Annotated in this window: 26 protein-coding genes; 19 read left to right on the plus strand and 7 right to left on the minus strand. The window is 34.5% G+C overall.

Annotation, left to right across the window (positions count from 1 at the left end):
- Positions 1 to 110 precede the first annotated feature (110 nt).
- The 3 genes from JS605_RS12555 to JS605_RS12565 all read left to right on the plus strand — a co-directional run bounded on the left by JS605_RS12555 (position 111) and on the right by JS605_RS12565 (position 2,447).
- Positions 111 to 482, plus strand: a complete 372-nt coding sequence (locus tag JS605_RS12555; protein WP_203258063.1) for a DoxX family membrane protein — start codon at positions 111 to 113, stop codon at positions 480 to 482.
- A 65-nt stretch (positions 483 to 547) separates the two neighbouring features.
- Complete coding sequence (locus JS605_RS12560; RefSeq protein WP_203258064.1) at positions 548 to 1,057, plus strand: hypothetical protein; 510 nt, start codon at positions 548 to 550, stop codon at positions 1,055 to 1,057.
- A 1-nt stretch (position 1,058) separates the two neighbouring features.
- Positions 1,059 to 2,447: a T9SS type A sorting domain-containing protein gene (locus JS605_RS12565; RefSeq protein ID WP_203258065.1), complete on the plus strand. Its 1,389-nt coding sequence runs from the start codon at positions 1,059 to 1,061 to the stop codon at positions 2,445 to 2,447.
- Positions 2,448 to 2,452: 5 nt separating this feature from the next.
- Here JS605_RS12565 and JS605_RS12570 read toward each other — a convergent pair whose 3' ends face one another.
- From JS605_RS12570 to JS605_RS12585, 4 genes are all read right to left on the minus strand, one after another.
- Positions 2,453 to 3,172: an SDR family oxidoreductase gene (locus JS605_RS12570; protein WP_203258066.1), complete on the minus strand. Its 720-nt coding sequence runs from the start codon at positions 3,170 to 3,172 to the stop codon at positions 2,453 to 2,455.
- Positions 3,173 to 3,205: 33 nt separating this feature from the next.
- Positions 3,206 to 3,727, minus strand: coding sequence for a DUF4136 domain-containing protein (locus JS605_RS12575; RefSeq protein ID WP_203258067.1), 522 nt, complete (start codon positions 3,725 to 3,727; stop codon positions 3,206 to 3,208).
- A 253-nt stretch (positions 3,728 to 3,980) separates the two neighbouring features.
- Entirely contained in the window at positions 3,981 to 4,979 is a 999-nt protein-coding gene (gene obgE, locus JS605_RS12580; RefSeq protein ID WP_203258068.1) for a GTPase ObgE, read from the minus strand.
- Between the two features lie 93 nt (positions 4,980 to 5,072).
- Positions 5,073 to 6,182, minus strand: coding sequence for an adenylate kinase (locus JS605_RS12585; protein WP_203258069.1), 1,110 nt, complete (start codon positions 6,180 to 6,182; stop codon positions 5,073 to 5,075).
- 136 nt (positions 6,183 to 6,318) lie between these two features.
- On the opposite strand from JS605_RS12585, the gene JS605_RS12590 reads away from it, so the two are divergent.
- From JS605_RS12590 to JS605_RS12635, 10 genes are all read left to right on the plus strand, one after another.
- Positions 6,319 to 7,473 (plus strand): 5-(carboxyamino)imidazole ribonucleotide synthase, encoded by a 1,155-nt coding sequence (locus JS605_RS12590; protein WP_203258070.1) that lies wholly within the window; start codon positions 6,319 to 6,321, stop codon positions 7,471 to 7,473.
- A 1-nt stretch (position 7,474) separates the two neighbouring features.
- Positions 7,475 to 7,957: a 5-(carboxyamino)imidazole ribonucleotide mutase gene (purE, locus tag JS605_RS12595; RefSeq protein WP_203258071.1), complete on the plus strand. Its 483-nt coding sequence runs from the start codon at positions 7,475 to 7,477 to the stop codon at positions 7,955 to 7,957.
- A gap of 163 nt (positions 7,958 to 8,120) precedes the next feature.
- Complete coding sequence (locus JS605_RS12600) at positions 8,121 to 10,157, plus strand: M3 family metallopeptidase (protein ID WP_203258072.1); 2,037 nt, start codon at positions 8,121 to 8,123, stop codon at positions 10,155 to 10,157.
- Positions 10,158 to 10,406: 249 nt separating this feature from the next.
- A complete protein-coding gene (locus JS605_RS12605; protein WP_203258073.1) occupies positions 10,407 to 10,910 on the plus strand; it encodes a GbsR/MarR family transcriptional regulator in 504 nt (167 codons plus the stop codon).
- A 52-nt stretch (positions 10,911 to 10,962) separates the two neighbouring features.
- On the plus strand, positions 10,963 to 11,313 hold the full coding sequence (locus JS605_RS12610) for a hypothetical protein (protein WP_203258074.1): 351 nt from the start codon (positions 10,963 to 10,965) through the stop codon (positions 11,311 to 11,313).
- A 3-nt stretch (positions 11,314 to 11,316) separates the two neighbouring features.
- Positions 11,317 to 11,715, plus strand: coding sequence for a hypothetical protein (locus tag JS605_RS12615; RefSeq protein ID WP_203258075.1), 399 nt, complete (start codon positions 11,317 to 11,319; stop codon positions 11,713 to 11,715).
- Between the two features lie 348 nt (positions 11,716 to 12,063).
- Entirely contained in the window at positions 12,064 to 12,963 is a 900-nt protein-coding gene (locus JS605_RS12620) for a TIGR01777 family oxidoreductase (protein ID WP_203258076.1), read from the plus strand.
- A gap of 5 nt (positions 12,964 to 12,968) precedes the next feature.
- Complete coding sequence (locus JS605_RS12625) at positions 12,969 to 13,568, plus strand: YqjF family protein (protein WP_317194154.1); 600 nt, start codon at positions 12,969 to 12,971, stop codon at positions 13,566 to 13,568.
- 160 nt (positions 13,569 to 13,728) lie between these two features.
- Positions 13,729 to 14,280 carry a sigma-70 family RNA polymerase sigma factor gene (locus JS605_RS12630; protein ID WP_203258077.1) on the plus strand — a complete coding sequence of 184 codons (552 nt, stop codon included), beginning with the start codon at positions 13,729 to 13,731 and terminating at the stop codon, positions 14,278 to 14,280.
- On the plus strand, positions 14,280 to 14,537 hold the full coding sequence (locus JS605_RS12635) for a hypothetical protein (RefSeq protein WP_239000341.1): 258 nt from the start codon (positions 14,280 to 14,282) through the stop codon (positions 14,535 to 14,537). Before JS605_RS12630 ends, JS605_RS12635 begins: the two co-directional genes overlap by 1 nt.
- Here the strand turns inward: JS605_RS12635 and JS605_RS12640 are convergent.
- A complete protein-coding gene (locus JS605_RS12640; protein WP_203258078.1) occupies positions 14,523 to 15,356 on the minus strand; it encodes a UbiA prenyltransferase family protein in 834 nt (277 codons plus the stop codon). The two genes, JS605_RS12635 and JS605_RS12640, sit on opposite strands and share 15 nt — an antisense overlap.
- 122 nt (positions 15,357 to 15,478) lie before the next feature.
- On the opposite strand from JS605_RS12640, the gene gcvP reads away from it, so the two are divergent.
- From gcvP to JS605_RS12660, 4 genes are all read left to right on the plus strand, one after another.
- Entirely contained in the window at positions 15,479 to 18,328 is a 2,850-nt protein-coding gene (gene gcvP, locus JS605_RS12645; RefSeq protein WP_203258079.1) for an aminomethyl-transferring glycine dehydrogenase, read from the plus strand.
- A gap of 104 nt (positions 18,329 to 18,432) precedes the next feature.
- A complete protein-coding gene (locus JS605_RS12650) occupies positions 18,433 to 19,491 on the plus strand; it encodes a 3-oxoacyl-ACP synthase III family protein (protein ID WP_203258080.1) in 1,059 nt (352 codons plus the stop codon).
- Positions 19,492 to 19,493: 2 nt separating this feature from the next.
- Entirely contained in the window at positions 19,494 to 20,015 is a 522-nt protein-coding gene (locus JS605_RS12655) for a class I SAM-dependent methyltransferase (protein ID WP_203258081.1), read from the plus strand.
- 65 nt (positions 20,016 to 20,080) lie between these two features.
- Positions 20,081 to 20,932, plus strand: a complete 852-nt coding sequence (locus JS605_RS12660) for a glycosyltransferase family 2 protein (RefSeq protein ID WP_203258082.1) — start codon at positions 20,081 to 20,083, stop codon at positions 20,930 to 20,932.
- An 11-nt stretch (positions 20,933 to 20,943) separates the two neighbouring features.
- Here the strand turns inward: JS605_RS12660 and JS605_RS12665 are convergent, their stop codons facing one another.
- Positions 20,944 to 21,750, minus strand: a complete 807-nt coding sequence (locus JS605_RS12665) for a DNA/RNA non-specific endonuclease (RefSeq protein WP_203258083.1) — start codon at positions 21,748 to 21,750, stop codon at positions 20,944 to 20,946.
- Positions 21,743 to 23,371, minus strand: a complete 1,629-nt coding sequence (pafA, locus tag JS605_RS12670; protein WP_203258084.1) for an alkaline phosphatase PafA — start codon at positions 23,369 to 23,371, stop codon at positions 21,743 to 21,745. The genes JS605_RS12665 and pafA overlap by 8 nt, the downstream gene beginning before the upstream one ends.
- A 111-nt stretch (positions 23,372 to 23,482) precedes the next feature.
- Here pafA and JS605_RS12675 point away from each other — a divergent pair, with 111 nt between their 5' ends.
- Together JS605_RS12675 and JS605_RS12680 are read left to right on the plus strand one after the other, a co-directional pair.
- Entirely contained in the window at positions 23,483 to 24,220 is a 738-nt protein-coding gene (locus JS605_RS12675) for an MlaE family ABC transporter permease (protein ID WP_203258085.1), read from the plus strand.
- Complete coding sequence (locus JS605_RS12680) at positions 24,220 to 24,987, plus strand: ABC transporter ATP-binding protein (RefSeq protein ID WP_203258086.1); 768 nt, start codon at positions 24,220 to 24,222, stop codon at positions 24,985 to 24,987. The genes JS605_RS12675 and JS605_RS12680 overlap by 1 nt, the downstream gene beginning before the upstream one ends.
- Positions 24,988 to 24,999 lie beyond the last annotated feature (12 nt).

The raw sequence follows: 24,999 nt of genomic DNA on the forward strand, positions 1-24,999 counted from the left end.
GGCAAAGTCTCTTGATTGTTAGGCTAAATTCGTCTTTACGACAAAACATCAAACAAAGGTTAAATTATAAAACCTTATCTTTCATATTACTAACTATAAAAAATAAGATTATGAATTCAAAAGTTTTTATGGCTCTTAGAATACTTCTTGGGGGTTTTGTTTTAGTTTTCGGATTAAACAAATTTTTACATTTTATCCCATTTGGGGAAATGTCTGCCGAGGCCGGTGCCTATTTCGCTGCACTTGCATCTGCTAAAGTTATAACGTTAGTTGGAATTGTTGAAATAGTGGCAGGATTAGCGCTTATTTTCAACAAATTTGGAGCACTACTTGCATTAATTTTAATGAGTATCTCGGTTAACGCTGTGCTGTTCCACTTAACCTTAGATCCAGCAAATAGCGCAGGTGCTATTGTACTTTTAGTTTTAAATATTATTGCACTTATTGGGTATAAAGACAAATACAAAGCCTTACTTTCCTAAGCTCTCGTTAATCCATAAAAAAGAGGCTTTATCGCCTCTTTTTTATTTTTATTAAATTTGTGATGATGAAACGCCCCAAAATAACATATCATCATCTTCTAAAAACCATGTATTTCCTTATTACATTGGTTTTTATTTCATGTGGAACCAAAAAAGCTATTGCGCCTGAACAAATAATTCCAGAAAACAACCCAAAACTATTGTTTATAAATTATTCTGTTCAAAAAACAGAAAATGGCAAACGTGTAACTTTGATAAACAAAAGAGTAACCGATGGAAAGTTAAAAAATAGTGGCCAAAAGTTTACCAAGTATCCAACTGTTGATGATTTAAAATGTTCGCAACTAGACAAAGACTCATTCGAGTTAAAAACCGTATACGTAAAAAACCCTCTAGTTAAAATAGTCGAAGCCTTAGATGACTCGTTAAGCTTTTCAGCACAGAAAATTGAACAAAACAAAACGCCACTTTCATTAAGGCTACAATTACATCCTCAAGCAGAATTTATAACTTTAAGCAATATAATTGATAGTTTACAAAATACCATTGAACTTATTAAAGTGCCACTTAAATAAAATGAAAAAATTATTTTTTTACTTAATTCTTGCACTGAGCACGACAATAAAAGCTCAAGTTTTTGATATTGAAACCATTAAAATTTCTGGCGACGATAATAAACGCATTAACTTGGTCATCTTAAGTGAGGGCTACCAAGCCAGTGAACTATCTGATTTTATTACAGATGCCACTACTTTAACTAACGAAATGTTTAGTGAATCGCCTTTTTCTGAGTATGCTGATTTTTTTAATGTATACGCTATAAAGGTACCATCAAACGAAAGTGGTGCAGACCACCCTACAGATGGAATATTTGTAGATACATATTTTAACGCTACATACGATTCTTTTGGTAGTCCCCGACTACTTTATTACGAAATAGATGGCAATAATGCCAACAATACTGAAGCAAAGATACTATCACTTTTAGCTGACAGTTTCCCAAATTACGACCAAGCACTAATTTTGGTAAATTCTCCAGAATACGGTGGTAGTGGAGGAGAATTCCCTATGGCATACAACGGGACTTGGAGTACCGAGGTAATGATGCACGAAATAGGACACTCTTTATTTGACTTAAAAGACGAGTATTACCCAGGAGACATACTTGCTGGAGAAGCCATAAATATGACGCGAGAAACAAATCCTACTCATGTAAGGTGGAAAAATTGGTTAAATATCAATAGCGTTGGTATTTATCAATACGATTGTACTACAGGCAACTGTACCGATTGGTATAAACCTCATGATAATTCCATTATGGAATTTATAGACAAACCTTTTGGTGCTGTATGTAAAGAAGGTATGGTTTTAAAAATCCATGATCTGGTATCTACAGTTGATGATTTTACTCCTAACAATTCAAGTAGTATAGAGAATCCAACTTTTCCTTTAGATTTTGAATTAACACTTATAAAACCTACTCCCAATACTTTAGAAAGTGTTTGGACTTTAAACGGAAACACCATGGCGAATAATGTAGATATGTTATCCCTTTTAGAAACTGATGTGATAGATGGAAGTAATACGTTAACAGCAGTGATTACTGATAAAAGCCCAATGCTTAGAGTAGATAGCAATGTATCCATTCACATTAGCACCGTAACTTGGACTGTAAATTACTCAGCTTTAAGTATTGAGGATATCGATGCTACTGCTAATAACTATACTATTTCTATTTACCCAAACCCAGCTAACTCGGTGCTAAATTTTAAAGTTGAAAGCAATATAGACACAACCCTTAAAGTAGTTATTACCAGTTTAGATGGCAAACAACTGGAATCTTTAACACTTACTAACTATGAACCGCATGATGTCGATATTAGTGATTTAAGTTCTGGAATTTACATTGCTCATTTTTACTCGAACAACGCACTCCTTACCAGTAGAAAAATAATTAGAAACTAGATGTTTTATTTTGAAGGTGGTATCGTAGGTCGCACTTCTATTTTACTAGGCAATGTTCTTGGATGCATTTCTAACAAATCCACCACAAGTTTACCAATATCTTCTATTTGAATTTTCCAAGCATCTTTTTCATTAGGCTCGTTATTATTAAAATGTGTTGAAACAGACCCTGGCATTATAGTACTTACTTTTACACCATGTTGCCTTAAATCTAACATTACTGCTTGGGTAAAACCCGTTACTCCAAATTTACTTGCATTATACGCTGCACCACCAGCAAAAAAATTAGTGCCCGCTAAACTAGAAATAGTAATAAAGTAACCTTTGGTTTGTTTTAAAGCCTCTACTCCTGCTTTTATAGAATAAAACACCCCAGTTAAATTTGTATCGATAACTGCATTCCAGTCTTCGACAGATAAGTTTTCAATACTTCCAAACCTACCTAAACCTGCATTGGCTATAAGTATATCTAATTGTCCAAAATGACTCATTACAGCTTCAACTGCTTTTTGTTGGCTCTCAAAATTTCTTACATCAGCTGCTATACCAATGGCTTTTGCATCTGTTGAAATAGTTCTATTTAGAGTATCTGCAGCTTCTTTTGCAGCCACTTCACTCCTACTGGTTATAGCTACATTTACACCTTTTTGCATTAATGCTTCGGCAGCACCATACCCAATACCTTTTGACCCTCCTGTAATTAAGGCGACTTTATTTTGAATCATCTCTACAATTTTTGATTTTAGTAATATATGAAGTTAATTAAATAAAGGGTATTTCTTAAATACCTTTTCTACTATTGCAGCAAATTGTTCTTCTCGCTTAATAGGTGTAGCTCTGGGGTTATAACTAGATTCGCTATTGGCTTGCCAGAATAGTTGCTTGTTTGTAGCATCTACAAAATCAAATGTGAGTTGTCTAGTCATTTTAGATTGACCTATAGGTAGTCCTATAGATATACCACCACCTACATTACCGCCACCGCCACCAACACCAACGCCTACAGTTTCTCTTTGTACGTTACGAAACTCTTCACTTTTAATGTCTATTAAAAAATCAGGGGTTTCAGAAATTGTAAATCCGCTAGCCTTAAGTTTAGCGTCTATAGCATCCAACAAGCGTTTTGTATCCAGTTCGCTTAGTCCAGTTTCCATATCCCCAAAATACTGATAGGTTTTGTATTTTGAAAAGTCTACAGCCTTATCATAATCATAATTCACGTAAATTGGTGCGCAAGATAGGGCTGTAAATACTATCATTAGCGCTAAGAGTCGTCTCATAATGCTTATTTTTGATTAAAATTAGTCAAAAATTATTCCATTTTATAACTTATAAAATAAAACTATTGAAGAAACCTTTTCGCCCAGAGCCTTAAAAATAATTACCGATTGGATTAATGAGCGGTTTTAGCAAATACACCCGCATTAGGGATTAGGTCACGCCATCGTGTGATTGAAGCTCCTCTCAGAGAGTGACTGCTTAAAGCCCGACCCTACCTAAGGAGGGTAACCTGCCTACCAGCAGGCAGGCACACTAATCATTCAAAATACCCCAAAGCTTATCTTTAAGTTCTGTAATACCTTGTTGCGCTACAGAGGAAATAAACAAATAAGGTATGGGAAGTGTGTTATCTAACTCGGTTTTAAGCTCATTTTTTAACTCGCTGTCTAGCATATCGCTTTTAGAAATAGCTATTAAGCGTTCTTTATCCAGCATTTCTGGGTTGTAACGACGTAATTCATCTAAAAGAACATCGTATTGCTTTTTAATATTATCAGCATCAGCAGGAATTAAAAACAATAGTACAGAATTACGTTCTATGTGTCGTAAAAAGTAATGTCCCAAACCTTTTCCCTCGGCAGCTCCTTCAATAATCCCTGGAATATCTGCCATTACAAAGGTTTTAAAATCTCTGTATTCTACAATACCTAAGTTAGGTTTAAGCGTAGTAAACTCGTAATCTGCAATTTTGGGTTTAGCTGAAGTGATTACTGAAAGCAATGTTGATTTTCCAGCATTTGGAAAACCTACAAGTCCTACATCTGCCAGTACCTTTAGCTCCATGGTAATATACTTTTCTTCCATGGGTAAACCAGGTTGCGCATAACGTGGCGTTTGGTTGGTGGACGATTTAAAATGCCAATTTCCTAAGCCTCCTTTTCCTCCTTCAACAATAATTTTTTCTTGTCCGTGTTCGGTAATTTCAAAGATTACGGCATTGGTTTCGGTATCCCGAACTACAGTTCCCAGAGGCACATCAATATAGGCGTCTTCGCCATCTGCTCCTGTACTTCTACTTTTGCTACCATGCTCGCCATGACCTGCGCGAATATGCTTTTTAAACTTTAAGTGATGTAGCGTCCAAAGGTTAGAATTTCCTCTAATGACTACGTGTCCTCCGCGTCCACCATCGCCTCCATCTGGCCCACCTTTAGTAATGTATTTCTCGCGATGTAAATGTGCAGAGCCTTGACCTCCTTTGCCTGAGGCCACATACATTTTCACATAATCTACAAAATTACCTTCTGTCATGACTTCTGCTATTTCCGCAAAAGCGGGAATATATTTAATTAAAAGTAAATGATTTTATGTGGATTCCCAACTACACAGGAATGACAAACAAACTTAAAGTTTATCTATAACCGCACTTAAACGTTCTGTAATCTCTTCTATACTGCCTACACCGTCAACGGCTATAAACTTATCTTGATCGGTATAATAATCTGCCACGATTGCAGTTTCATCGTAATACACCTTGAGACGGTTTCTAATAACGCCTTCATCGGCATCATCTGCTCTTCCACTAGTTTTTCCTCTTTCCAACAAACGCTTTACCAAAACCTCATCTTCTACTTCTAGTGCAATCATAGCATTAATTTGAGAGTCCTTGCTATCCATTAATTCATCCAAAGCTTTGGCTTGTGCCGTTGTTCTAGGAAAACCATCAAAAAGAAATCCATTGGCATCTGCATTTTTCTCTACTTCGGCATTTAGCATATCTATAGTAACTTGGTCTGGTACCAGTGCACCTTTGTCTATATAAGATTTGGCAAGCATCCCTAGAGCTGTTTCATTTTTAATATTGTACCTAAAAACATCTCCAGTAGAAATGTGTACTAGATTATATTTCTCTTTTAAAAAATTAGCTTGTGTGCCTTTACCTGCTCCCGGAGGGCCAAATAGTACTAAGTTGGTCATGTGTTGTGTTTCTTTAATTTGGTAAACTTCTGGTAAATCCCTACCAAGATTATCATAGTCTAAACCGTAACCTACAATAAATTTATTAGGGATTTCCATTCCTATATAATGTAATTTAAAGTCTTTTTTGTATGCTTCAGGTTTATAAAACAGTGTGGCTATTTTTAATGTCTTTACCTTTTCATTTTTAAAAATACGGTGTACTTCTGCAAGCGTTTTTCCTGTATCTATAATGTCCTCTAAAATAATTACAGTCCTGCCTGTTAAATCTTGTGTTAATCCAATTAAACGTTGAATATCTTCACTAGATTTTACACCTTCGTAAGACGCCAGTTTTATAAATGTAACTTCGCAAGGTTTAGGATATTTCTTCACAAAATCACTTGCAAACATAAACGAGCCATTTAATATCCCCACAAAAACAGGAATTTCATCTCCAAAATCGTTTGCAATTTCAGTCACCAATTTATCTACTGCAGTCTCAATATCTTTTGCAGAAATAAAGGGCTTAAAATATTTATCGTGAAGTTTTATCACCGTTTACAATTTGAAAAAGGCAAAGATAGTTAAATGATTTACGATTTGCGATGTTTTGATTTATCATTTGGCTGTAGAATTTGTTATTTAAGTGTATTTTTGTGCATCTTTAATTTTAATTCCATAAGAGTTACTAATGAACTATTTCTCTTCAGATTTCAAACTAGGCATATTAGGTGGAGGACAACTTGGTAAAATGTTGTTATACAACACCAGAAAGTTTGACATTTACACCTGTGTTTTAGATGCTAGTGATACTGCTCCTTCTAAGATTGCATGTGATGAATTTCATTTAGGCGATTTAATGGATTATGATGCGGTGTATAACTTTGGTAAAAACGTTGATGTTTTAACCATTGAAATTGAAAACGTTAATGTTGATGCCCTAGAAGCTATAGAAAAAGAGGGTGTTAAAGTATATCCCGCCTCAAAAACCCTGAGAACCATACAAAACAAGGCTACACAAAAATTATTTTATTTGGATAATGATTTGCCTACCGCTCCGTTTACAAGGTTTGCCTATCTATCAGAAATTGAAGATGCGATAAGTAATGGCGGACTAAGCTTGCCTTTTGTATGGAAAGCGGCACAATTTGGATACGATGGTAATGGCGTAAAAGTAGTAAGACAATTATCTGATTTGGAAAATCTACCAAAAGGAGAATGTATCGCTGAGGAATTAATCCCTTTTAAAAATGAATTAGCGGTAATTGTAGCAAGAAACCCATCAGGGGAGATAAAAACTTTTCCGGTAGTTGAGATGGAGTTCCATCCAGAAGCTAACCAAGTAGAGTATGTAATTTGTCCTGCCAGAATCCCAGATGACGTTGCACAAAAAGCTAGAAAAGTTGCCTTGGAGGTATCAAAAGCATGTAATCATGTTGGTTTACTAGCTGTTGAGATGTTTCAAACTGAAAATGATGCTATTTTAATTAACGAAGTAGCTCCAAGACCCCATAACTCTGGTCACCAAACCATAGAAGCCAGTTATACCTCCCAATTTGAACAACATTTACGCTCTATTTTAGATTTACCTTTAGGAAGAACCGACAGTAAAGTTGGTGGTGTGATGGTAAATTTAGTTGGTGCAGAAGGGTACTCTGGAAATGTGGTGTATGAAAACATTGAAAACATACTAACCATGGATGGTGTTACACCACACATTTACGGCAAAAAACAAACACGCCCATTTAGAAAAATGGGACATGTTACCATTGTTAATGAAGATTTAAACGAGGCAAGACGTATTGCAGAAGACGTAAAAAAATCAATAAAAGTAATAAGTGAATAATATGAAAAAAGTGGGTGTAATAATGGGAAGCAAAAGTGATCTTCCTGTGATGCAAGATGCGATAGACATCTTAAAAGGTTTTGATATTGAAGTTGAAGTTGATATTGTATCAGCACATCGTACTCCAGAAAAACTATTCGATTACGGTAAAAATGCCCATACTAGAGGTTTTGCTGTTGTCATTGCCGGTGCTGGTGGCGCAGCCCATTTACCTGGTATGATAGCGTCTTTATCGCCACTTCCAGTAATAGGCGTACCTGTAAAAAGTAGTAATTCTATTGATGGTTGGGATTCTGTACTATCCATTTTACAAATGCCTGGAGGCGTACCCGTAGCTACCGTAGCTTTAAATGGTGCTAAAAATGCTGGAATACTTGCTGCACAAATTATAGGAGCTCATGATACATGTGTTCTAGATAAAGTAATAGCGTACAAAGAAGGCTTAAAAGTTAAGGTTAACCAGTCTGCTAAAGACCTAAAATAGAGAAACCCCGATATAATATCGAGGTTTCATTAGCTATTAACAATAATTCTTACGAGTTAAAAGTTAACTCCTCTGAAAAATCAGGGCAAAAATATAAATTAATTATAAATATTTTATTATGCATGCATAATAAAATACTGATTTTAACATTTTTTTATTAAATATGATTGAATACGCATCGACGAACGGTTTTAATACCCCATATAACACTGCTCCATTTTCTAAAATTAAAGATGAAGATTATCTTCCTGCCTTTAAAAAAGCCATTGCAGATGCCAAAGCGGAAATAGATAATATTGTAAACAATGAAGCTTTACCTAGTTTTGAGAATACTATTGAAGCTTTAGATTTTTCTGGAGAAAAACTAGAAAGAATTTCAAGTATATTCTTTAATTTAAATTCTGCCGAAACCAATGAGAATATTCAAAAAATAGCACAAGACGTATCGCCTTTACTTTCAGAATTTAGTAATGATATTACCCTAAACGAAGATTTATTTAAACGTGTAAAGTCAATTTACGATGCTAAAAACGACTTAAATCTCACCACAGAACAGCAAACCTTATTAGACAAAAAATACAAAAGCTTTTCTAGAAACGGCGCTAACCTCTCCAAAGACAAAAAAGAGGAGCTACGCGACATTGATAAGCAACTAAGCAAGCTAAAATTAAAATTTGGAGAAAATGTACTAGCCGAGACTAATGCTTTTGAAATGCTAATAACTGATGAAGCAGATTTATCTGGATTGCCCGATGGTGTCAAAGAAGCTGCGAAACAATTAGCAGAATCTAAAGGCAAAGAAGGCTGGTTATTTACTTTAGACTATCCAAGTTACATCCCCTTTGTTTCTTATGCAGATAACAGGACACTACGTAAAAAATTAGCATTAGCTGCCGGATCTAAAGGATTTAAAAATAATGATCTTGACAACCAGAGTATTGTTTTAGACATCGTAAAACTAAGACACAAGCGGGCTAATCTGTTAGGCTATAAAACACATGCGCATTTTGTTTTAGAAGAGCGTATGGCAGAAACACCCGAAAATGTTCAGAAATTTTTAAATGAGCTACTGGAAAAAGCAAAACCCGCTGCTGAGCGCGAATTTGCAAGTCTTGAGAATTTTGCCAAAGATTTAGATGGTATCGATCAACTCCAAAAATGGGATGGGGCTTATTATGCTGAAAAATTAAAACAAAAACTATTTAGTCTAGATGATGAAAAATTAAAACCATACTTTAAACTAGAAAACGTGATTAATGGCTCTTTCAAAATAGCTGAAAAGTTATTTGGTTTACATTTTGAGGAAATTAATACCATTGATAAATATCACAATGATGTTTTAACCTATAAAGTAACTGATAGCAAAGGTAAGTTTGTAGCTATATTTTATGCAGATTATTTTCCAAGACCAGGGAAACGTAATGGTGCGTGGATGACAGTTTACAAACCGCAATACATAAAAAACGGAGAAAATAGCAGGCCACACATTTCCATAGTCTGTAACTTCACGAAACCTACTAAAACCAAACCTTCACTATTAACATTTAACGAAGTTACTACCTTATTTCATGAGTTTGGACATGCGCTGCACGGCATGCTGGCAAACACCACCTACCCAAGTTTATCAGGCACTAGTGTGTTTTGGGATTTTGTAGAATTGCCAAGTCAGGTTATGGAAAACTGGTGTTATGAAAAAGAGGCTCTTGAATTATTTGCAACACATTATGAGACTGGAGCATTGATTCCGATGGATTTAGTTGAAAAAATTAAAGCGTCAGCGACATTCCATGAAGGCATGCAAACCCTGCGCCAACTAAGCTTTGGATTATTGGATATGAGTTGGTACGGACAAGACCCTACAGGTATCACAAACGTTAAAGCACATGAAAGTGATGCCTTTAAAAACACTAAACTCTATCCTGATGTTGCAGAAAATTGTATGAGTACCGCTTTTGCCCATATCTTTCAAGGAGGTTATTCTTCTGGGTATTACAGTTATAAATGGGCAGAAGTTTTAGATGCTGATGCATTTGAATATTTTAAAGAAGAAGGTATTTTTAATACAACAGTTGCCAATAAATTTAAAGATAATGTATTAAGCAAAGGTGGGACAGAAAACCCAATGACACTTTATAAACGCTTTAGGGGGCAAGAGCCTAAGCCTGAGGCTTTACTGAAACGTGCAGGATTGTTGAAATAAGTTGATACCTCTTTCTGTCATTCCTGCGTAGGCAGGAATCCAATTAGTAGAAAACTGAATTCCACATCATACTTCGGTTAAGTTCAGTGGAACAATGCGGATGACAAATAGCTTAGGGAAGTTTATGGAAACCAAAGCAACTAAAACGAAAAAACGGTATTTATTTATAATGAAACAATAAACTTTCAATAATTATTGAAAGTTTAGAAATTATTTATATCTTTGTAACAGAATTTAAAATTACTGATTTTGGAATATCAAGAAGCCAAAGAAAAATTTATTAGTACCTGGGGAAGTTTAGGATCTATGTGGGGTATCAATAAAGCTATGGCTCAAATTCAATCATTGTTGTTCATTTCTACAAAACCATTATCCATGGAAGAGATTATGGAAGAACTTAAAATTTCTCGTGGTAACACTAGCATGAATCTCCGCCAATTAATGGATTGGGGTATTGTTACTAAAGAGTTGGTACCAGGGGAACGTAAAGAATTCTTTAGCACAGAAAAAGATGTACAAGAACTAGCGAGGCATATTGCAAAAGAACGTAGCCGTAGAGAAATAAAACCAGTAATAAAAGTTTTGAAAGAAGTTAGCTCCATTAAAGACGACGGCACTGCAAAAACAAAAGAATTAATTAAACAAACCAAAGCGTTACATGATTTAGCCGATACTGCTGATTCCCTATTAAACAAAATAGCAAACCAAGAACAAAACTGGATTACTAAATCATTAATGAAATTATTTAAATAAAAAAATTTGAATTTAACTTTCAATATTTTTTGAAAGTTTAAAAATATTAAAAATGAATTATAACATTGCCACATACTGTCTGTACATACCTATTATTTTTTTCATAATGATTTATGTAGGATGGTTATTCTATAAACATGGAGAATTATTTCTTCTAAATCTATTCAGGGACACATCTCTGGTAAAGAGTATCAATAACCTATTGTTAATAGGTTACTACTTAGTAAATCTTGGTTATGCCATAATTACCATTGCTTATTGGGAAAACATACACTCAATTCAAGAAATGTTAAACACTTTAAGTTACCATTTGGGAATAATAATACTTGGTCTTGCCATATTACATTACAACAATGTGTTTTGGCTTACCTATCTCGTAAAATACAAATCAATAAAACAATAAATCATGGAGAATTCAAAAATCATTATCGGCTATTTAATCTATTTACCATTAGTAATAACCCTCACAATTTATGTCTCTAAAACACTTTTTAAAAATGGAAAGTTATTTATGATAGATATATTTAAAGGGAAAGAAGACATAGCCACTGCAACCAATAAACTATTTGAAATAGGGTTTTATCTCATAAACATTGGTTGGGCTATGTTAATTTTAAAAATCTCTTACTACAGTAGTAGTGGAATGAGTTACCAAGCCCTTATTGAAATACTAAGCAAAAAAATTGGTGGGTTTTCAATCTACTTAGGGATAATGTTATTTATTAATTTGTTCTTTTTCTTTAGAGGAAGACGAATTTCTAGGCAGACTAGTAAAAATGTAAAGCCTCAACCTAATAACTCATAATATCATGAAAATTTTGCATTGTGCAAACTGTTGCTTTTATATTTTAACAATTATACCATACATAACTATTTATTTTGTTATGTATGGTATGTATGCACAGTTTTTACTTGGTGTTATTCAGCTTATTTTAGCACTAATTTTACTTTTTTCTTTAAAAAAATTCAACTTAGACATCAGGAAGCATATGAAAAGATACTGGATGTCTGTTTTGGGAATATTATCATTTATTTGGGTAATTTCTAAATCATCTGGAATTAAAGATGATGTAATACAGGTCTTATTTGTTTTTGTAATTCCAATGATAATTGCTAGCTATTTTGTTTACATAACATATTTAATTCAAAAACAATGAGAACAATAATAATTGCAGGTGGAAGCGGATTTCTTGGACAAGTGTTAAACGCATATTTTATAGCAAAAAACTATAACGTTAAAATCCTAACCAGAAACCCCAAACAAAAGAACGATATTTTATGGGATGGAAAAAATTTAGGCACATGGACTGAAGCTCTTGAAGGCTCAGAAGCATTAATCAATCTAACTGGTAAATCTGTTAATTGTAGATATACCAAGAAAAACAAAAAGTTAATCCACGATTCCAGAATAGAGTCTACACATATACTTGGTCTAGCCATAAACCTTTGTAAAAAACCGCCCAAAGTATGGCTAAACTCTTCTACAGCTACTATTTACAGAAATTCTTATGATAAAAAAATGTGTGAAATCAACGGAGAAATTGGAGATGACTTTTCTATGAATATCGCGAAATCCTGGGAATCAGTTTTTAAAAAAACTGTTACAGCGAAAACCAGAAAAGTGATTTTAAGAACATCCATCGTTCTGGGTAAAAACGGAGGGGCTTTAATCCCACTCAAAAACCTTGTAAGGTTTGGTTTTGGTGGTAAACAAGGCTCGGGAAAACAAAAAGTAAGCTGGATTCATGAATCTGATTTCTGTGAAGCCATAAATTTTTTAATTAGGAATAAAGATCTTGATGGGGTATTCAATTTATGTGTACCAGAGCCTATCGATAATTTTACTCTAATGAGAACACTGAGAAAGGTCATGAAAGTGTCTTTTGGAATCTCTCATCCAATATCATTGTTAAATTTGGGAGCTAAGATAATTGGTACCGAAACTGAACTTATTTTAAAAAGTAGATATGTAATCCCTAAACGTTTACTGAATAATGGTTTTGTATTTGAATATCCAAATATTGAAAAGGCATTGTTAAACCTCAAAGAATAACAAAAATGACATTTTTAAAAGCCAATTGGGAAAACTTATTATTGATTAATTACGCGGTAGATCCAGATCTATTACTACCATATATACCTAATGGAACTGCCCTAGACCTTTTTAATGGAAAATGCTACATAAGCATAGTAGGGTTCATGTTTAAAAATACTAAAGTGCTTGGTTTAAAACTTAAAAACCACATTAATTTTGAAGAAGTTAATCTTAGATTTTATGTAAAACAAAACAACAAAAGAGGTGTTGTTTTTATAAAAGAAATTGTACCAAAACCCCTAATCACTTTTGTAGCAAATTCAATTTACAAAGAACACTACGAAACTATGAAAATGAAGCACAATGTAAATGAAAACAAAAACTCAAATTTTTATGAATATAAATGGTTAATCAATGAGGAATGGCAGTCTATTTCTGTTACAACAGAAAAGATTCCTAAAATTATAATAGAAGACACATTGGATGAATTTATAACTGAACACTATTTTGGTTATACTAAAAATGGTCTTAAAACTCTAGAGTATGAAGTTGAGCATCCAAGGTGGAAGCATTTAGTAGTAAAAGAGTATGATATTGATGTTGATTTTGAAAAAACATACTGACATACTTTTAAATTTTTAAATGATATAAAGCCAGAATCTGTAATTCTGTCAATAGGTTCTAAAATTAGTGTTAAGAGTAAAAAAAGGCTTCAGAATCAAATTCTTAGATAAAATGAAAATTTTACCTTATTTTTGAAATTCAAAAAAAAGAGCTACACGAATGCCCAACCATAAAATTGATCCTAACAAGTGGATTGACCTTTACTCTGATTACCTATTCAATTACACTATAACTCGTGTAAGTGATCGTGAGATTGCCCAAGATTTGGTACAGGAAACTTTTTTGGCCGGGTTAAAGTCCATGAAAAACTTTAAGGGAGAAGCTAGTGAACGCACTTGGCTCATTTCAATCCTTAAACGTAAAATAATTGATCATTACCGAAAAATTAATTCTAACAAAGGTAAGGCTGAAGTAAGAATAAATTATAACGACGCTGATAGTGAAGGCGATTGGTTAGAAGAACGTGTAGCAGATCCTTTTGATAAAACTGCCGAAGACAACCTTCAAAACAACGAATTAGGTGATGCCATACATAACTGCTTAGGCAAATTGCCTCAAAAGCAAGCTGATGTTTTTAAAATGAAAACTATTTTAAATTACGAAACTGAAGTTATTTGTAATGAGTTAGATATTACTGCGTCTAACCTTTGGGTTATCATCCACAGAGCAAGAACTGCAATGGCAGATTGCCTTGAAAAAAATTGGTTTTAATGATGAAAAAAAAGTTGCTATTTATAAGCTGTGACGAAGCAAAACACATTTGTGACAAAGCACAATATGATGAAGCTTCTTCATGGGAAAAAATTAAACTTAACATAAGATTATCTTGGTGCAGGATTACCAGAGCTTATTATAAGCGCAATACAAAACTTACTGAAGTTCTAGAATCTGCAAAAACAGATTCTCTTAGTCCTAAGGAACGTGAATCCATGGCGTCTAAATTTCAAGAAGAACTATCTAAGCACTAATAATACAACAAGCCATAAAACAGGTATACTTTCTACCCAAAACGAACTGTAATATTTGTTTTGGTTTTTTTGTGCAAATACTAAAAACAAAACAGTTATTAGCTGTACTAGCGCTAAAACCAAAACTTGGGTCTTCGATGTATCATCCTTAAAAAATTCTAAGAGGAAAATAAATACTGCCATAATAGTCCCAATTATCTTGGTATATCTTACACCAATCCTTTGCGGAATGGTAGACAACCTTAGACTATCGAACTTTAAATCGCGAATTTCAAAGGGAAGCATTAACAAAATAACAAAGCAAAAGCGTTGTATACCTGTAACATAAACATCAGCGTTTATTTCATATACATTATTTAACAAAGGCAAAAAAACAGTAACACCGCTCCAAACAAGAGCAATCACATACACTTTTAAACCACCAATACTTCTCAGGTTATGGTTTTTATCAATAAAAAAACGCTTTGGTAAAAATGGTATCGCGTAAAAAAAAGTGATTAAACCAAAAGCACTGAGATAAATTAGTATTTCTAATCGCAAATTAAGGGCGTAGTATCCCATTAAAAGAAAACAGAAAAAAGAGAAAATCTGGATAGCTTTTAACCACCCTGCCAAACTTCTATGATGGAACTTTGCGAGTCCAAAATACTTCACAAAATTATACCCCGTAATTGTAGCATAAAACACAAAATAAAGCACATCCACATCGTAGTACAAATTAAACTCCAGAAGTGTCGCATAGGTTAAAGCATAAACCGCTAAAGCCACATGTATACTGCTATTGATGTAGAAACTAAAAAGCTGCTTTAAAACCCTCATATTGTAAAAATAAACAAAGTGTTAATAAATGTAGTGAATGGTTAAAAACTTTCGTTTTCTTTCAATACAAGCTTTCGAATATTCAGTATTTTTGCAAATTAAGTAATAAATCATAGCTAGAAATGAACACAAATGCTTTCGCGCTTCGCCATATTGGACCTCGTGAAGAAGATCAAAAATTAATGTTAGATGCTTTAGGTTTAGACTCTATAGACCAATTAATTTCTGAAACTATTCCCCAAGATATTCGTCTAAAAACCCCTTTGAATTTAGACGCCCCCATGACAGAGTATGAGTACCTACTTCATATTCATGAACTCTCTAAAAAAAATAAAGCTAGAAAAACTTATATAGGTTTAGGTTACCACCCAACCGTTATGCCTGCAGTAATACAGAGGAATATTCTTGAGAACCCAGGTTGGTACACCGCCTACACGCCTTATCAAGCTGAAATTGCACAAGGAAGACTAGAAGCGCTCTTAAATTTCCAAACTATGGTAACTGACTTAACAGGTATGGAAATAGCGAATGCATCCCTTCTAGATGAAAGTACCGCAGCAGCCGAAGCTATGAGTTTATTATTTGCGGTTAGAAGTAGAGCGCAAAAAAAAGCTGGTATCACTAAATTTTTTGTGTCTGAAAACATCTTACCCCAAACACTATCTTTATTACAAACCCGTGCCACACCAATAGGTATTAAATTGGTAATAGGCAAAGAGGAAGATTTTGATTTTTCTTCTGACTTTTTTGGAGCTATTTTGCAATACCCTGGGAAAGACGGTCAGATAACCGACATAAAATCGTTTATAGAAAAAGCAAATGCAGCGGAAATTAAAGTAGCCGTTGCTGCTGACATTTTAAGTCTTATAAAACTTGAAGCTCCAGGTAAATTTGGAGCCGATGTAGTTGTTGGCACTACACAACGCTTTGGTATACCCATGGGCTATGGTGGACCTCATGCGGCCTACTTTGCTACTAAAGAAGCTTATAAAAGAGATATTCCCGGCCGTATTATTGGTGTAACAAAAGACACCAATGGTAATCGGGCATTACGCATGGCGCTTCAAACTCGCGAACAGCATATTAAACGAGACAAAGCCACATCCAACATTTGCACAGCACAAGTGCTGCTAGCTGTTATGGCTAGTATGTATGCTGTGTACCATGGACCAAAAGGCCTTAAATTTATAGCCAACAAAGTGCATAATAAAGCGTCTAAACTTGCTGAAGTATTAGAAGCATTGGGCTATGAGCAAGTGAATTCATCATTTTTTGACACACTGCAAATAAAAACGAAAGCTAAAACAATAAAACAAGTAGCTTCAGATAAAAAAGTAAATCTTTGGTATCCAGATAAAAGCACTGTTACTATATCAATCAATGAAACTACTTCAATAAGAGATATTAATTATTTGATTTCAATTTTTGCAGAAGCAGCAGGAAAAGAAACTATTGAAATTTCAGAAGTATCTACAGCCAACAACATTGAAACATCAGTAGTTAGAACATCAGATTTTTTGACCTTAGATGTATTTAATAAATACCATTCTGAAACAGAGTTAATGCGTTACATCAAATCTTTAGAGCGTAAAGATTTGGCACTAAACCATTCTATGATATCATTAGGCTCATGTACCATGAAACTTAATGCAGCCTCTGAAATGTTACCATTGAGTATTTTTAAATGGGCTAACATCCATCCTTTTGTACCAAAAAAACAAGCGAAAGGGTATTTAGAAGTATTAAAAGAACTAGAAGACCAACTTACAGAAATTACTGGTTTTGCCGCCACTTCTTTACAACCTAACTCTGGAGCGCAAGGTGAGTTTGCCGGACTTATGGTAATAAAAGCGTATCATGAATCCCGTAATGACCACCATAGAAACATATGCCTGATTCCATCTTCTGCTCATGGAACAAACCCTGCAAGTGCTGTTATGGCAGGAATGAAGGTAGTTGTAACCAAATCTACAGAGGAAGGTAATATTGATGTTGACGATTTGCGTAAAAAAGCAGAATTACACAAGGATAACCTAGCTGCATTAATGGTAACCTATCCCTCTACGCACGGTGTTTACGAATCTGCCATAAAGGAGATTACTAAAATTATACACGACCATGGCGGACAAGTATATATGGATGGTGCCAACATGAATGCCCAAGTAGGATTAACTAATCCTGGAAATATTGGTGCAGATGTCTGTCACCTCAACCTCCACAAAACCTTTGCTATTCCACACGGTGGTGGTGGTCCAGGTGTTGGTCCAATATGCGTAGCAAAGCAACTGGTACCATTTTTGCCTGGAAACCCAATCATTAAAACAGGAGGTAAAGATGCTATTACTGCTATTTCTGCAGCGCCTTATGGCTCTGCTTTGGCTTGCCTTATTTCCTATGGCTATATTAAAATGCTGGGAGCTGAAGGTTTAACTGAGTCTACAAAAGTTGCCATTTTAAATGCCAACTATATTAAACATAGATTAGACGGTTATTATGACACTTTATATTCAGGAGAAAAGGGAAGAGCCGCTCACGAAATGATTATTGATTGCCGACCATTTAAAGCACAAGGTATAGAAGTTACAGATATCGCAAAACGTTTAATGGATTATGGATTTCATGCGCCAACAGTATCATTCCCTGTTACCGGCACCATGATGATAGAACCTACCGAGAGTGAAAGCAAAGAAGAAATAGACCGTTTTTGTGAGGCCATGATTTCTATTAAAGAAGAAATAGATGCTGTCTCCAGTGATGAACCTAATAATGTATTAAAAAATGCACCCCATACATTAGAAATGGTTACCTCAGACGAATGGTATTTACCATACTCTAGAGAGAAAGCAGCATTCCCGTTAGATTACATAAAATCAAATAAATTTTGGCCATCCGTAAGACGTGTTGATGATGCCTATGGAGACAGGAATTTAATTTGTACTTGTGCGCCTATTGAAGATTATATTGAAGCCTAAAATAGCTTTTGAACATCGTAATTTATCTTGAAAAATTATTACCCCTTAGATAAAACAAATTATATTGCTTTTAATCGTGAAAACTATAAGCAATTTTTCTATTTATGAATATTAAAATTACTGGTACTGGAAGCTATATTCCATCAACTGTAGAGAAGAACGAAAACTTTCATAATCATGAATTTTTAAATACTGATGGCTCAGTAATTGCTTCTCCAAATGAGATTATTGTCGAAAAATTCAAGTCCATAACAGGTATTTCTGAACGTCGTTATGCTAAGAATCATTTAAACGCCTCAGATTTAGGTTTTTTTGCTGCCGAAAAAGCCATAGAAGATGCCAATATCGATCCTGAAACCATAGATTACATTATTGTTGGTCATAATTTTGGAGATGTAAAACACGGTACAATCCAAGGCGACTTTCTACCCTCTTTAGCGGCTAGAATTAAACACAGTTTGCGTATTAAAAACCCAAAATGTATCGCTTACGATTTACTATTTGGCTGCCCTGGCTGGATTGAAGGCATTATTCAAGCTCAAGCTTTTATAAAAGCCGGTATGGCTAAACGCTGTTTGGTAATAGGTACCGAAACCCTGTCCAGAGTAGTTGATAAACACGATAGGGATGCCATGATTTTCTCAGACGGCGCTGGAGCTACAATAGTTGAAGCTACAGAAGAAGAAGGTGGTATTCTTGGCCATGAATCAGCCAGTTTCACCTATGACGAAGCTTACTTTTTATTTTTTGGAAATTCCAACAATCCTGAACTTGATAAAGACACACGTTACATTAAAATGGATGGTCGTAAAATTTACGAATTTGCACTGGTAAACGTTCCAAAAGCCATGAAAGATTGTTTGGACAAAAGTAGTGTAGATATCAAAGATGTAAAGAAAATTTTTATACATCAAGCCAATGAAAAAATGGATGAAGCCATTTTAAAACGATTCTATAGACTCTATAAAACTGATATTCCGGAGCATGTAATGCCCATGAGTATCCAAAAATTAGGAAATAGCTCTGTAGCTACCGTACCTACCTTGTTTGATCTTGTAAAAAACAATCAGCTCCCTCCTCACGAATTACACAAAGGAGACGCTGTAATTTTTGCTAGTGTTGGTGCTGGTATGCATATTAATGCTGTTGTTTATCAATACTAAGAATGTACGAGCACACCTATCCTAACAAACGTTTTAAACACACAATAGAATTTCTTAAAAAAAACGTTTCTTCATCAGAATCTATTTTAGATTTGGGAATAGTAAATCCGTTTACAGCAATAATGCAAGAACATGGATACTTAGTAGAAAATACTCAAGGCGAAGATTTAGATATAGACACTTCTAATATTTCTTCTTCTCATGCAGATGTTGTTACTGCCTTTGAAATTTTTGAACATTTACTATCTCCATTCACTGTTCTAAAATCTATCAAAGCTAACAAACTTGTAGCAAGCGTGCCACTTAAACTATGGTTCTCACCTGCGTACAGGAGTAAAACGGATATGTGGGACAGACATTACCATGAATTCGAAGATTGGCAATTTGATTGGCTTCTGGAAAAAACAGGCTGGAAAATTATTAATAGTGCAAAATGGACTAATCCCACAAAAAAAATAGGCATTCGCCCTCTGTTAAGATGTTTTACTCCAAGGTATTACATCATATATGCTGAAAGGGTTTAAAATTCCTAACCCAAATAGTGTTTTAAAAATTGGGATTTAGAATTTAAAATATTGAAATTTATACAATGAATTTCTACATCGTCATACCAGCCCATAACGAATCAGACACTGTAGGTCTTACATTGTATTCGCTTTCACAACAAACATTAAAACCAAAGCACATTGTTGTTGTCAACGATAATTCTACCGACAAAACAGAATCTGTAGTTGATGGCTATGCACAAAAGCATGATTACATTTCTTTGGTTAACATCACATCATCAGACAGACATTTACCTGGTTCTAAAATAATTAATGCCTTTTACAAAGGTTATGAAACCTTAGATGACAATTATGATATCATCTGTAAGTTTGATGCAGATCTTATTTTTCCTGAAAATTATCTGGAGCAACTCGCTTTTCACTTTAAATCACAAGAAAAACTAGGTATGGTTGCTGGGTTTTGTTACATCGAAAAAAATGGAGAGTGGGTATTAGAAAACCTTACCCGTAAAGATCATATTCGTGGTGCGCTAAAAGCCTATAGAAAAGCATGTTTTTTACAAATTGGGAAATTAAAACCTTCTATGGGATGGGATACTGTTGATGAACTGCTAGCCCAATATTACGGTTGGAGTATTAAAACGGACGACACATTACATGTAAAACACTTAAAACCTACTGGTATTAGTTACAACAAAGCCTCTAAATATCTTCAGGGCGAATCAATGTACAAAATGCGCTACGGCTTGATAATCTCATTAATTTCAGCCTTAAAACTTAGTGTTAAAAAAGGAAGGATAAGTTTATTCAAAGACTATATGGGAGGCTACTTTGAGGCCAAAAAAAATAATCTAGAATATTTAGTAGCAGAAGACGAGGGTAAATTTATTAGGAATTTGAGATGGAAAGGTATTCTTGGCAAACTGAAAGCTTAAATATTTTTATATTAAAAGCTCCAACCTTTATAACTATTTAATGCTTCCAACCTATGCTCTAGAGCATCCTCTAATTCAGGAAAAAAATCAATTCCTGTTAGCGTTTCAATAGCATCAACTGAGACCACAAATTCATACAAGGGTTTATCAGAAGCTTTATGTGGCATTAAAAACGCAATAATCTTGGTTTTTCCTGTATTGTTATCAATTAAAATCTTGTAAAACTGGTTGGGTACGGTCACATGCTCTTTACCAATAGTTTTCATATTACCCTTTAAAACACCCCCAGTTACTACAAAAACACCATCGTACTTTTTTGCCCAATACCTAACTTTTTGCTCTAACCTATTCCAAATGCCAGAATTAAATTTATGTTCTTGCGGACTGATATTACTCGTTAAAAACGTTTCATCATGTGCTGCTTTGGCATAGCGCCTATCACCTGCGGGGCATAAATGTCCGCGATCATATCCAGAATTCTTATAATTACGCCAACTCGCAGCCCCTGTCTTTACCGCTTTATCAATTTCAAAATAAGGGCGTTTATGATTTGTACTGGAAAGATGGGATGCTTTTAATTCGTAAGCCACCCACTCCGCTTGTTCATGCGCTTCACTGTAAGATAAAGAGTATCCGTTATGATGTACAACTTGGCCTGTCGTACTGGATGGTAAAAAAAACTCGTTAGTATTTTCTTTAGGTATTTCCCCTTCTGAAACGATTTCTACTTTTTCTTCCTCATCTAAGATATATTCATATCCGTAAACACAGAGTAGAATAACGATTGCTAAAAAATAAATCCAGCTACGCTTATTCATTTTCTAAAACGAATTCCAATGGCTGACCAATCGCAAAATTTGGAAAACTTATGCCCAATAGAGCAGATATTGTTGGTGCTATATCGGTTATCTCGGTTTTCTTGTATGTTTGTCCCTTTTTTATACCTTTTCCAAAAAACAACAATGGTACATGCGTATCATAATTTAGACCACTACCATGTGTAGAGCCTGTTTTGGAGTAATTGATATAAGCAGGATCATTAACCAGAATAACATCTCCAGATCGTTTTTGATGATACCCCTTTTGCAACAATGCCTCTATACCATCAGTGAAATTAACAGTACCCATAGTGGTGGCAGTATATGCTTTGGTAATATGGGGATATCTAATTTGCTCATTTACTATAGCGTCCTGTATATCTTCCAAATCCAGATCTAGAGCTTTAATCATATCTCTATTTAAGAAAATTTGATTGTTACTTATATTTTCCACAATATCGGCGGTACCATAAGTGTCAATTAAAAACTTTTGAAATAGGGCCTTACGAGCATTATTATCTAGATATCCTGCTGGAATTTTATTAGATTGTAAATATGCCGGCACATCAATGGCTCCATGATCGGCAGTGAGAAACACCGTGTATTCGCCTTTGCCAACTTCTCCATCTAAAACCTTAAAAAAACGTTCTAAATCTTTATCTAGTCGAATGTAAGTATCTTCAATTTCCTTTGAGTTTACCCCAAAATTATGTCCTACATAATCTGTACTGGAAAAGCTTACTGTTAAAACATCAGTAATATCATCTTTCCCAAGTGCTTCTGCTTGAATAGCTTTAATCGCAAAATCTGCTACAATACTATTCCCAAAAGGTGTAGCTTTTAGTATATCGAAGCCCTCATTTTTCTTAGCCAATTTCTTCAAATTATAAGGAAAGGTTGCTGTTTCTTTTCCATTAAAACCACCTTCAAATTCATTACTATCTGGGCCACTCTCTACGTAGGTTGAAATATCATAAAGTGTATGCCATTCCTTTAAGTAGGATTGTGCAATTTTTGATGCATTAAAATCGTCTACCCATTTTGGAAATTGCTTAAAATAATATGAACTAGACACAAAATTACCTTCATCTTTACCCCTAAACCAATATGCTGCATTTGCTGAATGACCTGCTGGCAAAACCGCACCCCTATCTTTTATGGATATCCCAATACTCTTACCTCTCATTTGAGTAAATAACCTGTTCTCGTCGGCAAAAGTTGTAGTTTGCATTCTATGTGGAGACATACGCTCCATATCTGAATTTGTTCCGATAGGTAATACGGTATTGTCACCTGCACAATACACCATTCCTTTTGCTTCCTTATCGTACCAATGGTTACCTATTACGCCATGATATTTAGGTGTAGTTCCTGTAAAAATTGATGCATGCCCAGGTCCAGTATAAGTAGGCACATAATTAAAATGGTTGTTCTTGCAGTTAAATCCTTCCCTCATCATACGCTTAAACCCACCATCTCCATATTTACTATAAAAACGTGTAAGATAATCATAGCGCATTTGATCTACTACAATACCTACAACCAACTTAGGCCGGTCCTCTTGAGAAGAAACTGGCATAATAAAAAAAACGGCTAATACAATGGTAGCTATGTACTTCATTTTATTACAAAATTTAGTGAACCCAAAAATACGCATATTAACATATCATTATTTAAAATTAAGGTTAAATACCCCTAAGTTTTTTTTAATTTAGCATCTACAACTGTACATATGACATACCTACATAATATTGGAGCTTATTTTTTAATGATTGCTGAGATGTTTCGCAAGCCAACAAAATGGCCTGTAATGCGTCAATTAATTTTAAAGGATATTGACGACCTTATTATTGGCTCATTGGGTATCATAGCATTTATTTCGTTTTTTGTTGGTGGTGTGATTACGATTCAAACTGCATTAAACATAGATAATCCTTTAATACCAAAATACCTGGTAGGTTTTGCCACAAGACAGTCTGTAATTCTGGAGTTTGCCCCTACATTTACCTCTATAATTATGGCTGGTAAAGTTGGTTCGTTTATCACATCTAGTATTGGCACCATGCGCGTTACAGAACAAATTGATGCTTTAGAGGTTATGGGTATCAACTCCTTAAATTATCTGGTATTCCCTAAAACAGTAGCACTAATGTTGTATCCTTTCGCTATCGCTGTTGGTATGTTTTTAGGAATTTTAGGTGGTATGGCGGCTTGTGTTTTTGGAGGATACTCTTCTCTTGCGGATTATATTTTAGGTATTCAAACAGATTTTGATACCTTTCATGTTATTTATGCATTTATAAAAACCTTTGTTTTTGCCTTTATTTTGGCAACAATACCCTCCTTTTATGGATACTATATGAAAGGCGGTGCTCTTGAGGTTGGTAAGGCCAGTACTACGGCGTTTGTTTGGACGAGTGTTGTAATTATATTATTGAATTATGTGATAACCGGAATGCTTTTAGGCTAATGATTGAAGTTAAAGATTTACATAAATCGTTTGGAGATGCCCATATTTTAAAAGGCATTACAACTACTTTCGATAAAGGAAAAACTAACCTTATTATTGGGCAGAGTGGTTCTGGTAAAACTGTATTTTTAAAATGTTTACTTGGGTTGTTTCATTACGAATCTGGTACGATTGCCTATGATGGTAAAGTATTTACAAACCTATCTGAAAGTGAAAAACGCGATTTAAGAGCCGAAATAGGCATGGTGTTTCAAGGTAGCGCATTGTTTGATTCTATGACCATTGCTGAGAATGTGATGTTCCCTCTAAGAATGTTTACTAAGATGAGTAAAAGTGAGATGGAAGATCGTGCAGATATTGTTTTAAAACGTGTAAATCTTCCCGACGCGCACAACAAAATGCCTAGTGAAGCTTCTGGTGGGATGCAAAAACGTGTGGCTATTGCTAGAGCCATTGTAAATAATCCAAAATATTTATTTTGTGATGAGCCCAACTCTGGTTTAGACCCAAAAACCGCAATTGTTATAGATAATTTAATTCAAGAAATTACCGATGAATACCAAATAACTACAGTAATAAATTCCCATGACATGAATTCTGTAATGGAAATTGGTGAGAAAATCGTCTTTCTTAAAAACGGTCTAAAAGAATGGGAAGGCTCCAAAGACACTATTTTTAAAACAGACAATGCTTCTGTAACTGACTTCGTGTACTCATCAAACCTCTTTAAAAAAGTACGTAGAATGTATATTGAAGAGAATGAGTAATTAGGTTTTAGG

It is taken from the genome of Hyunsoonleella ulvae (assembly GCF_016827605.1).
GTDB lineage: Bacteria > Bacteroidota > Bacteroidia > Flavobacteriales > Flavobacteriaceae > Jejuia > Jejuia ulvae.

What these genes read in the sequence shown, in the direction of transcription:
- JS605_RS12555 (WP_203258063.1), top strand. Translation starts at nt 111, where the DNA reads ATGAATTCAAAAGTTTTTATGGCTCTTAGAATACTTCTTGGGGGTTTT.
- JS605_RS12560 (WP_203258064.1), top strand. Translation starts at nt 548, where the DNA reads ATGAAACGCCCCAAAATAACATATCATCATCTTCTAAAAACCATGTAT.
- JS605_RS12565 (WP_203258065.1), top strand. Translation starts at nt 1,059, where the DNA reads ATGAAAAAATTATTTTTTTACTTAATTCTTGCACTGAGCACGACAATA.
- JS605_RS12570 (WP_203258066.1), bottom strand. Translation starts at nt 3,172, where the DNA reads ATGATTCAAAATAAAGTCGCCTTAATTACAGGAGGGTCAAAAGGTATT.
- JS605_RS12575 (WP_203258067.1), bottom strand. Translation starts at nt 3,727, where the DNA reads ATGAGACGACTCTTAGCGCTAATGATAGTATTTACAGCCCTATCTTGC.
- obgE (WP_203258068.1), bottom strand. Translation starts at nt 4,979, where the DNA reads ATGACAGAAGGTAATTTTGTAGATTATGTGAAAATGTATGTGGCCTCA.
- JS605_RS12590 (WP_203258070.1), top strand. Translation starts at nt 6,319, where the DNA reads ATGAACTATTTCTCTTCAGATTTCAAACTAGGCATATTAGGTGGAGGA.
- purE (WP_203258071.1), top strand. Translation starts at nt 7,475, where the DNA reads ATGAAAAAAGTGGGTGTAATAATGGGAAGCAAAAGTGATCTTCCTGTG.
- JS605_RS12600 (WP_203258072.1), top strand. Translation starts at nt 8,121, where the DNA reads ATGATTGAATACGCATCGACGAACGGTTTTAATACCCCATATAACACT.
- JS605_RS12610 (WP_203258074.1), top strand. Translation starts at nt 10,963, where the DNA reads ATGAATTATAACATTGCCACATACTGTCTGTACATACCTATTATTTTT.
- JS605_RS12615 (WP_203258075.1), top strand. Translation starts at nt 11,317, where the DNA reads ATGGAGAATTCAAAAATCATTATCGGCTATTTAATCTATTTACCATTA.
- JS605_RS12620 (WP_203258076.1), top strand. Translation starts at nt 12,064, where the DNA reads ATGAGAACAATAATAATTGCAGGTGGAAGCGGATTTCTTGGACAAGTG.
- JS605_RS12625 (WP_317194154.1), top strand. Translation starts at nt 12,969, where the DNA reads ATGACATTTTTAAAAGCCAATTGGGAAAACTTATTATTGATTAATTAC.
- JS605_RS12630 (WP_203258077.1), top strand. Translation starts at nt 13,729, where the DNA reads ATGCCCAACCATAAAATTGATCCTAACAAGTGGATTGACCTTTACTCT.
- JS605_RS12635 (WP_239000341.1), top strand. Translation starts at nt 14,280, where the DNA reads ATGATGAAAAAAAAGTTGCTATTTATAAGCTGTGACGAAGCAAAACAC.
- JS605_RS12640 (WP_203258078.1), bottom strand. Translation starts at nt 15,356, where the DNA reads ATGAGGGTTTTAAAGCAGCTTTTTAGTTTCTACATCAATAGCAGTATA.
- gcvP (WP_203258079.1), top strand. Translation starts at nt 15,479, where the DNA reads ATGAACACAAATGCTTTCGCGCTTCGCCATATTGGACCTCGTGAAGAA.
- JS605_RS12650 (WP_203258080.1), top strand. Translation starts at nt 18,433, where the DNA reads ATGAATATTAAAATTACTGGTACTGGAAGCTATATTCCATCAACTGTA.
- JS605_RS12655 (WP_203258081.1), top strand. Translation starts at nt 19,494, where the DNA reads ATGTACGAGCACACCTATCCTAACAAACGTTTTAAACACACAATAGAA.
- JS605_RS12660 (WP_203258082.1), top strand. Translation starts at nt 20,081, where the DNA reads ATGAATTTCTACATCGTCATACCAGCCCATAACGAATCAGACACTGTA.
- JS605_RS12665 (WP_203258083.1), bottom strand. Translation starts at nt 21,750, where the DNA reads ATGAATAAGCGTAGCTGGATTTATTTTTTAGCAATCGTTATTCTACTC.
- pafA (WP_203258084.1), bottom strand. Translation starts at nt 23,371, where the DNA reads ATGAAGTACATAGCTACCATTGTATTAGCCGTTTTTTTTATTATGCCA.
- JS605_RS12675 (WP_203258085.1), top strand. Translation starts at nt 23,483, where the DNA reads ATGACATACCTACATAATATTGGAGCTTATTTTTTAATGATTGCTGAG.
- JS605_RS12680 (WP_203258086.1), top strand. Translation starts at nt 24,220, where the DNA reads ATGATTGAAGTTAAAGATTTACATAAATCGTTTGGAGATGCCCATATT.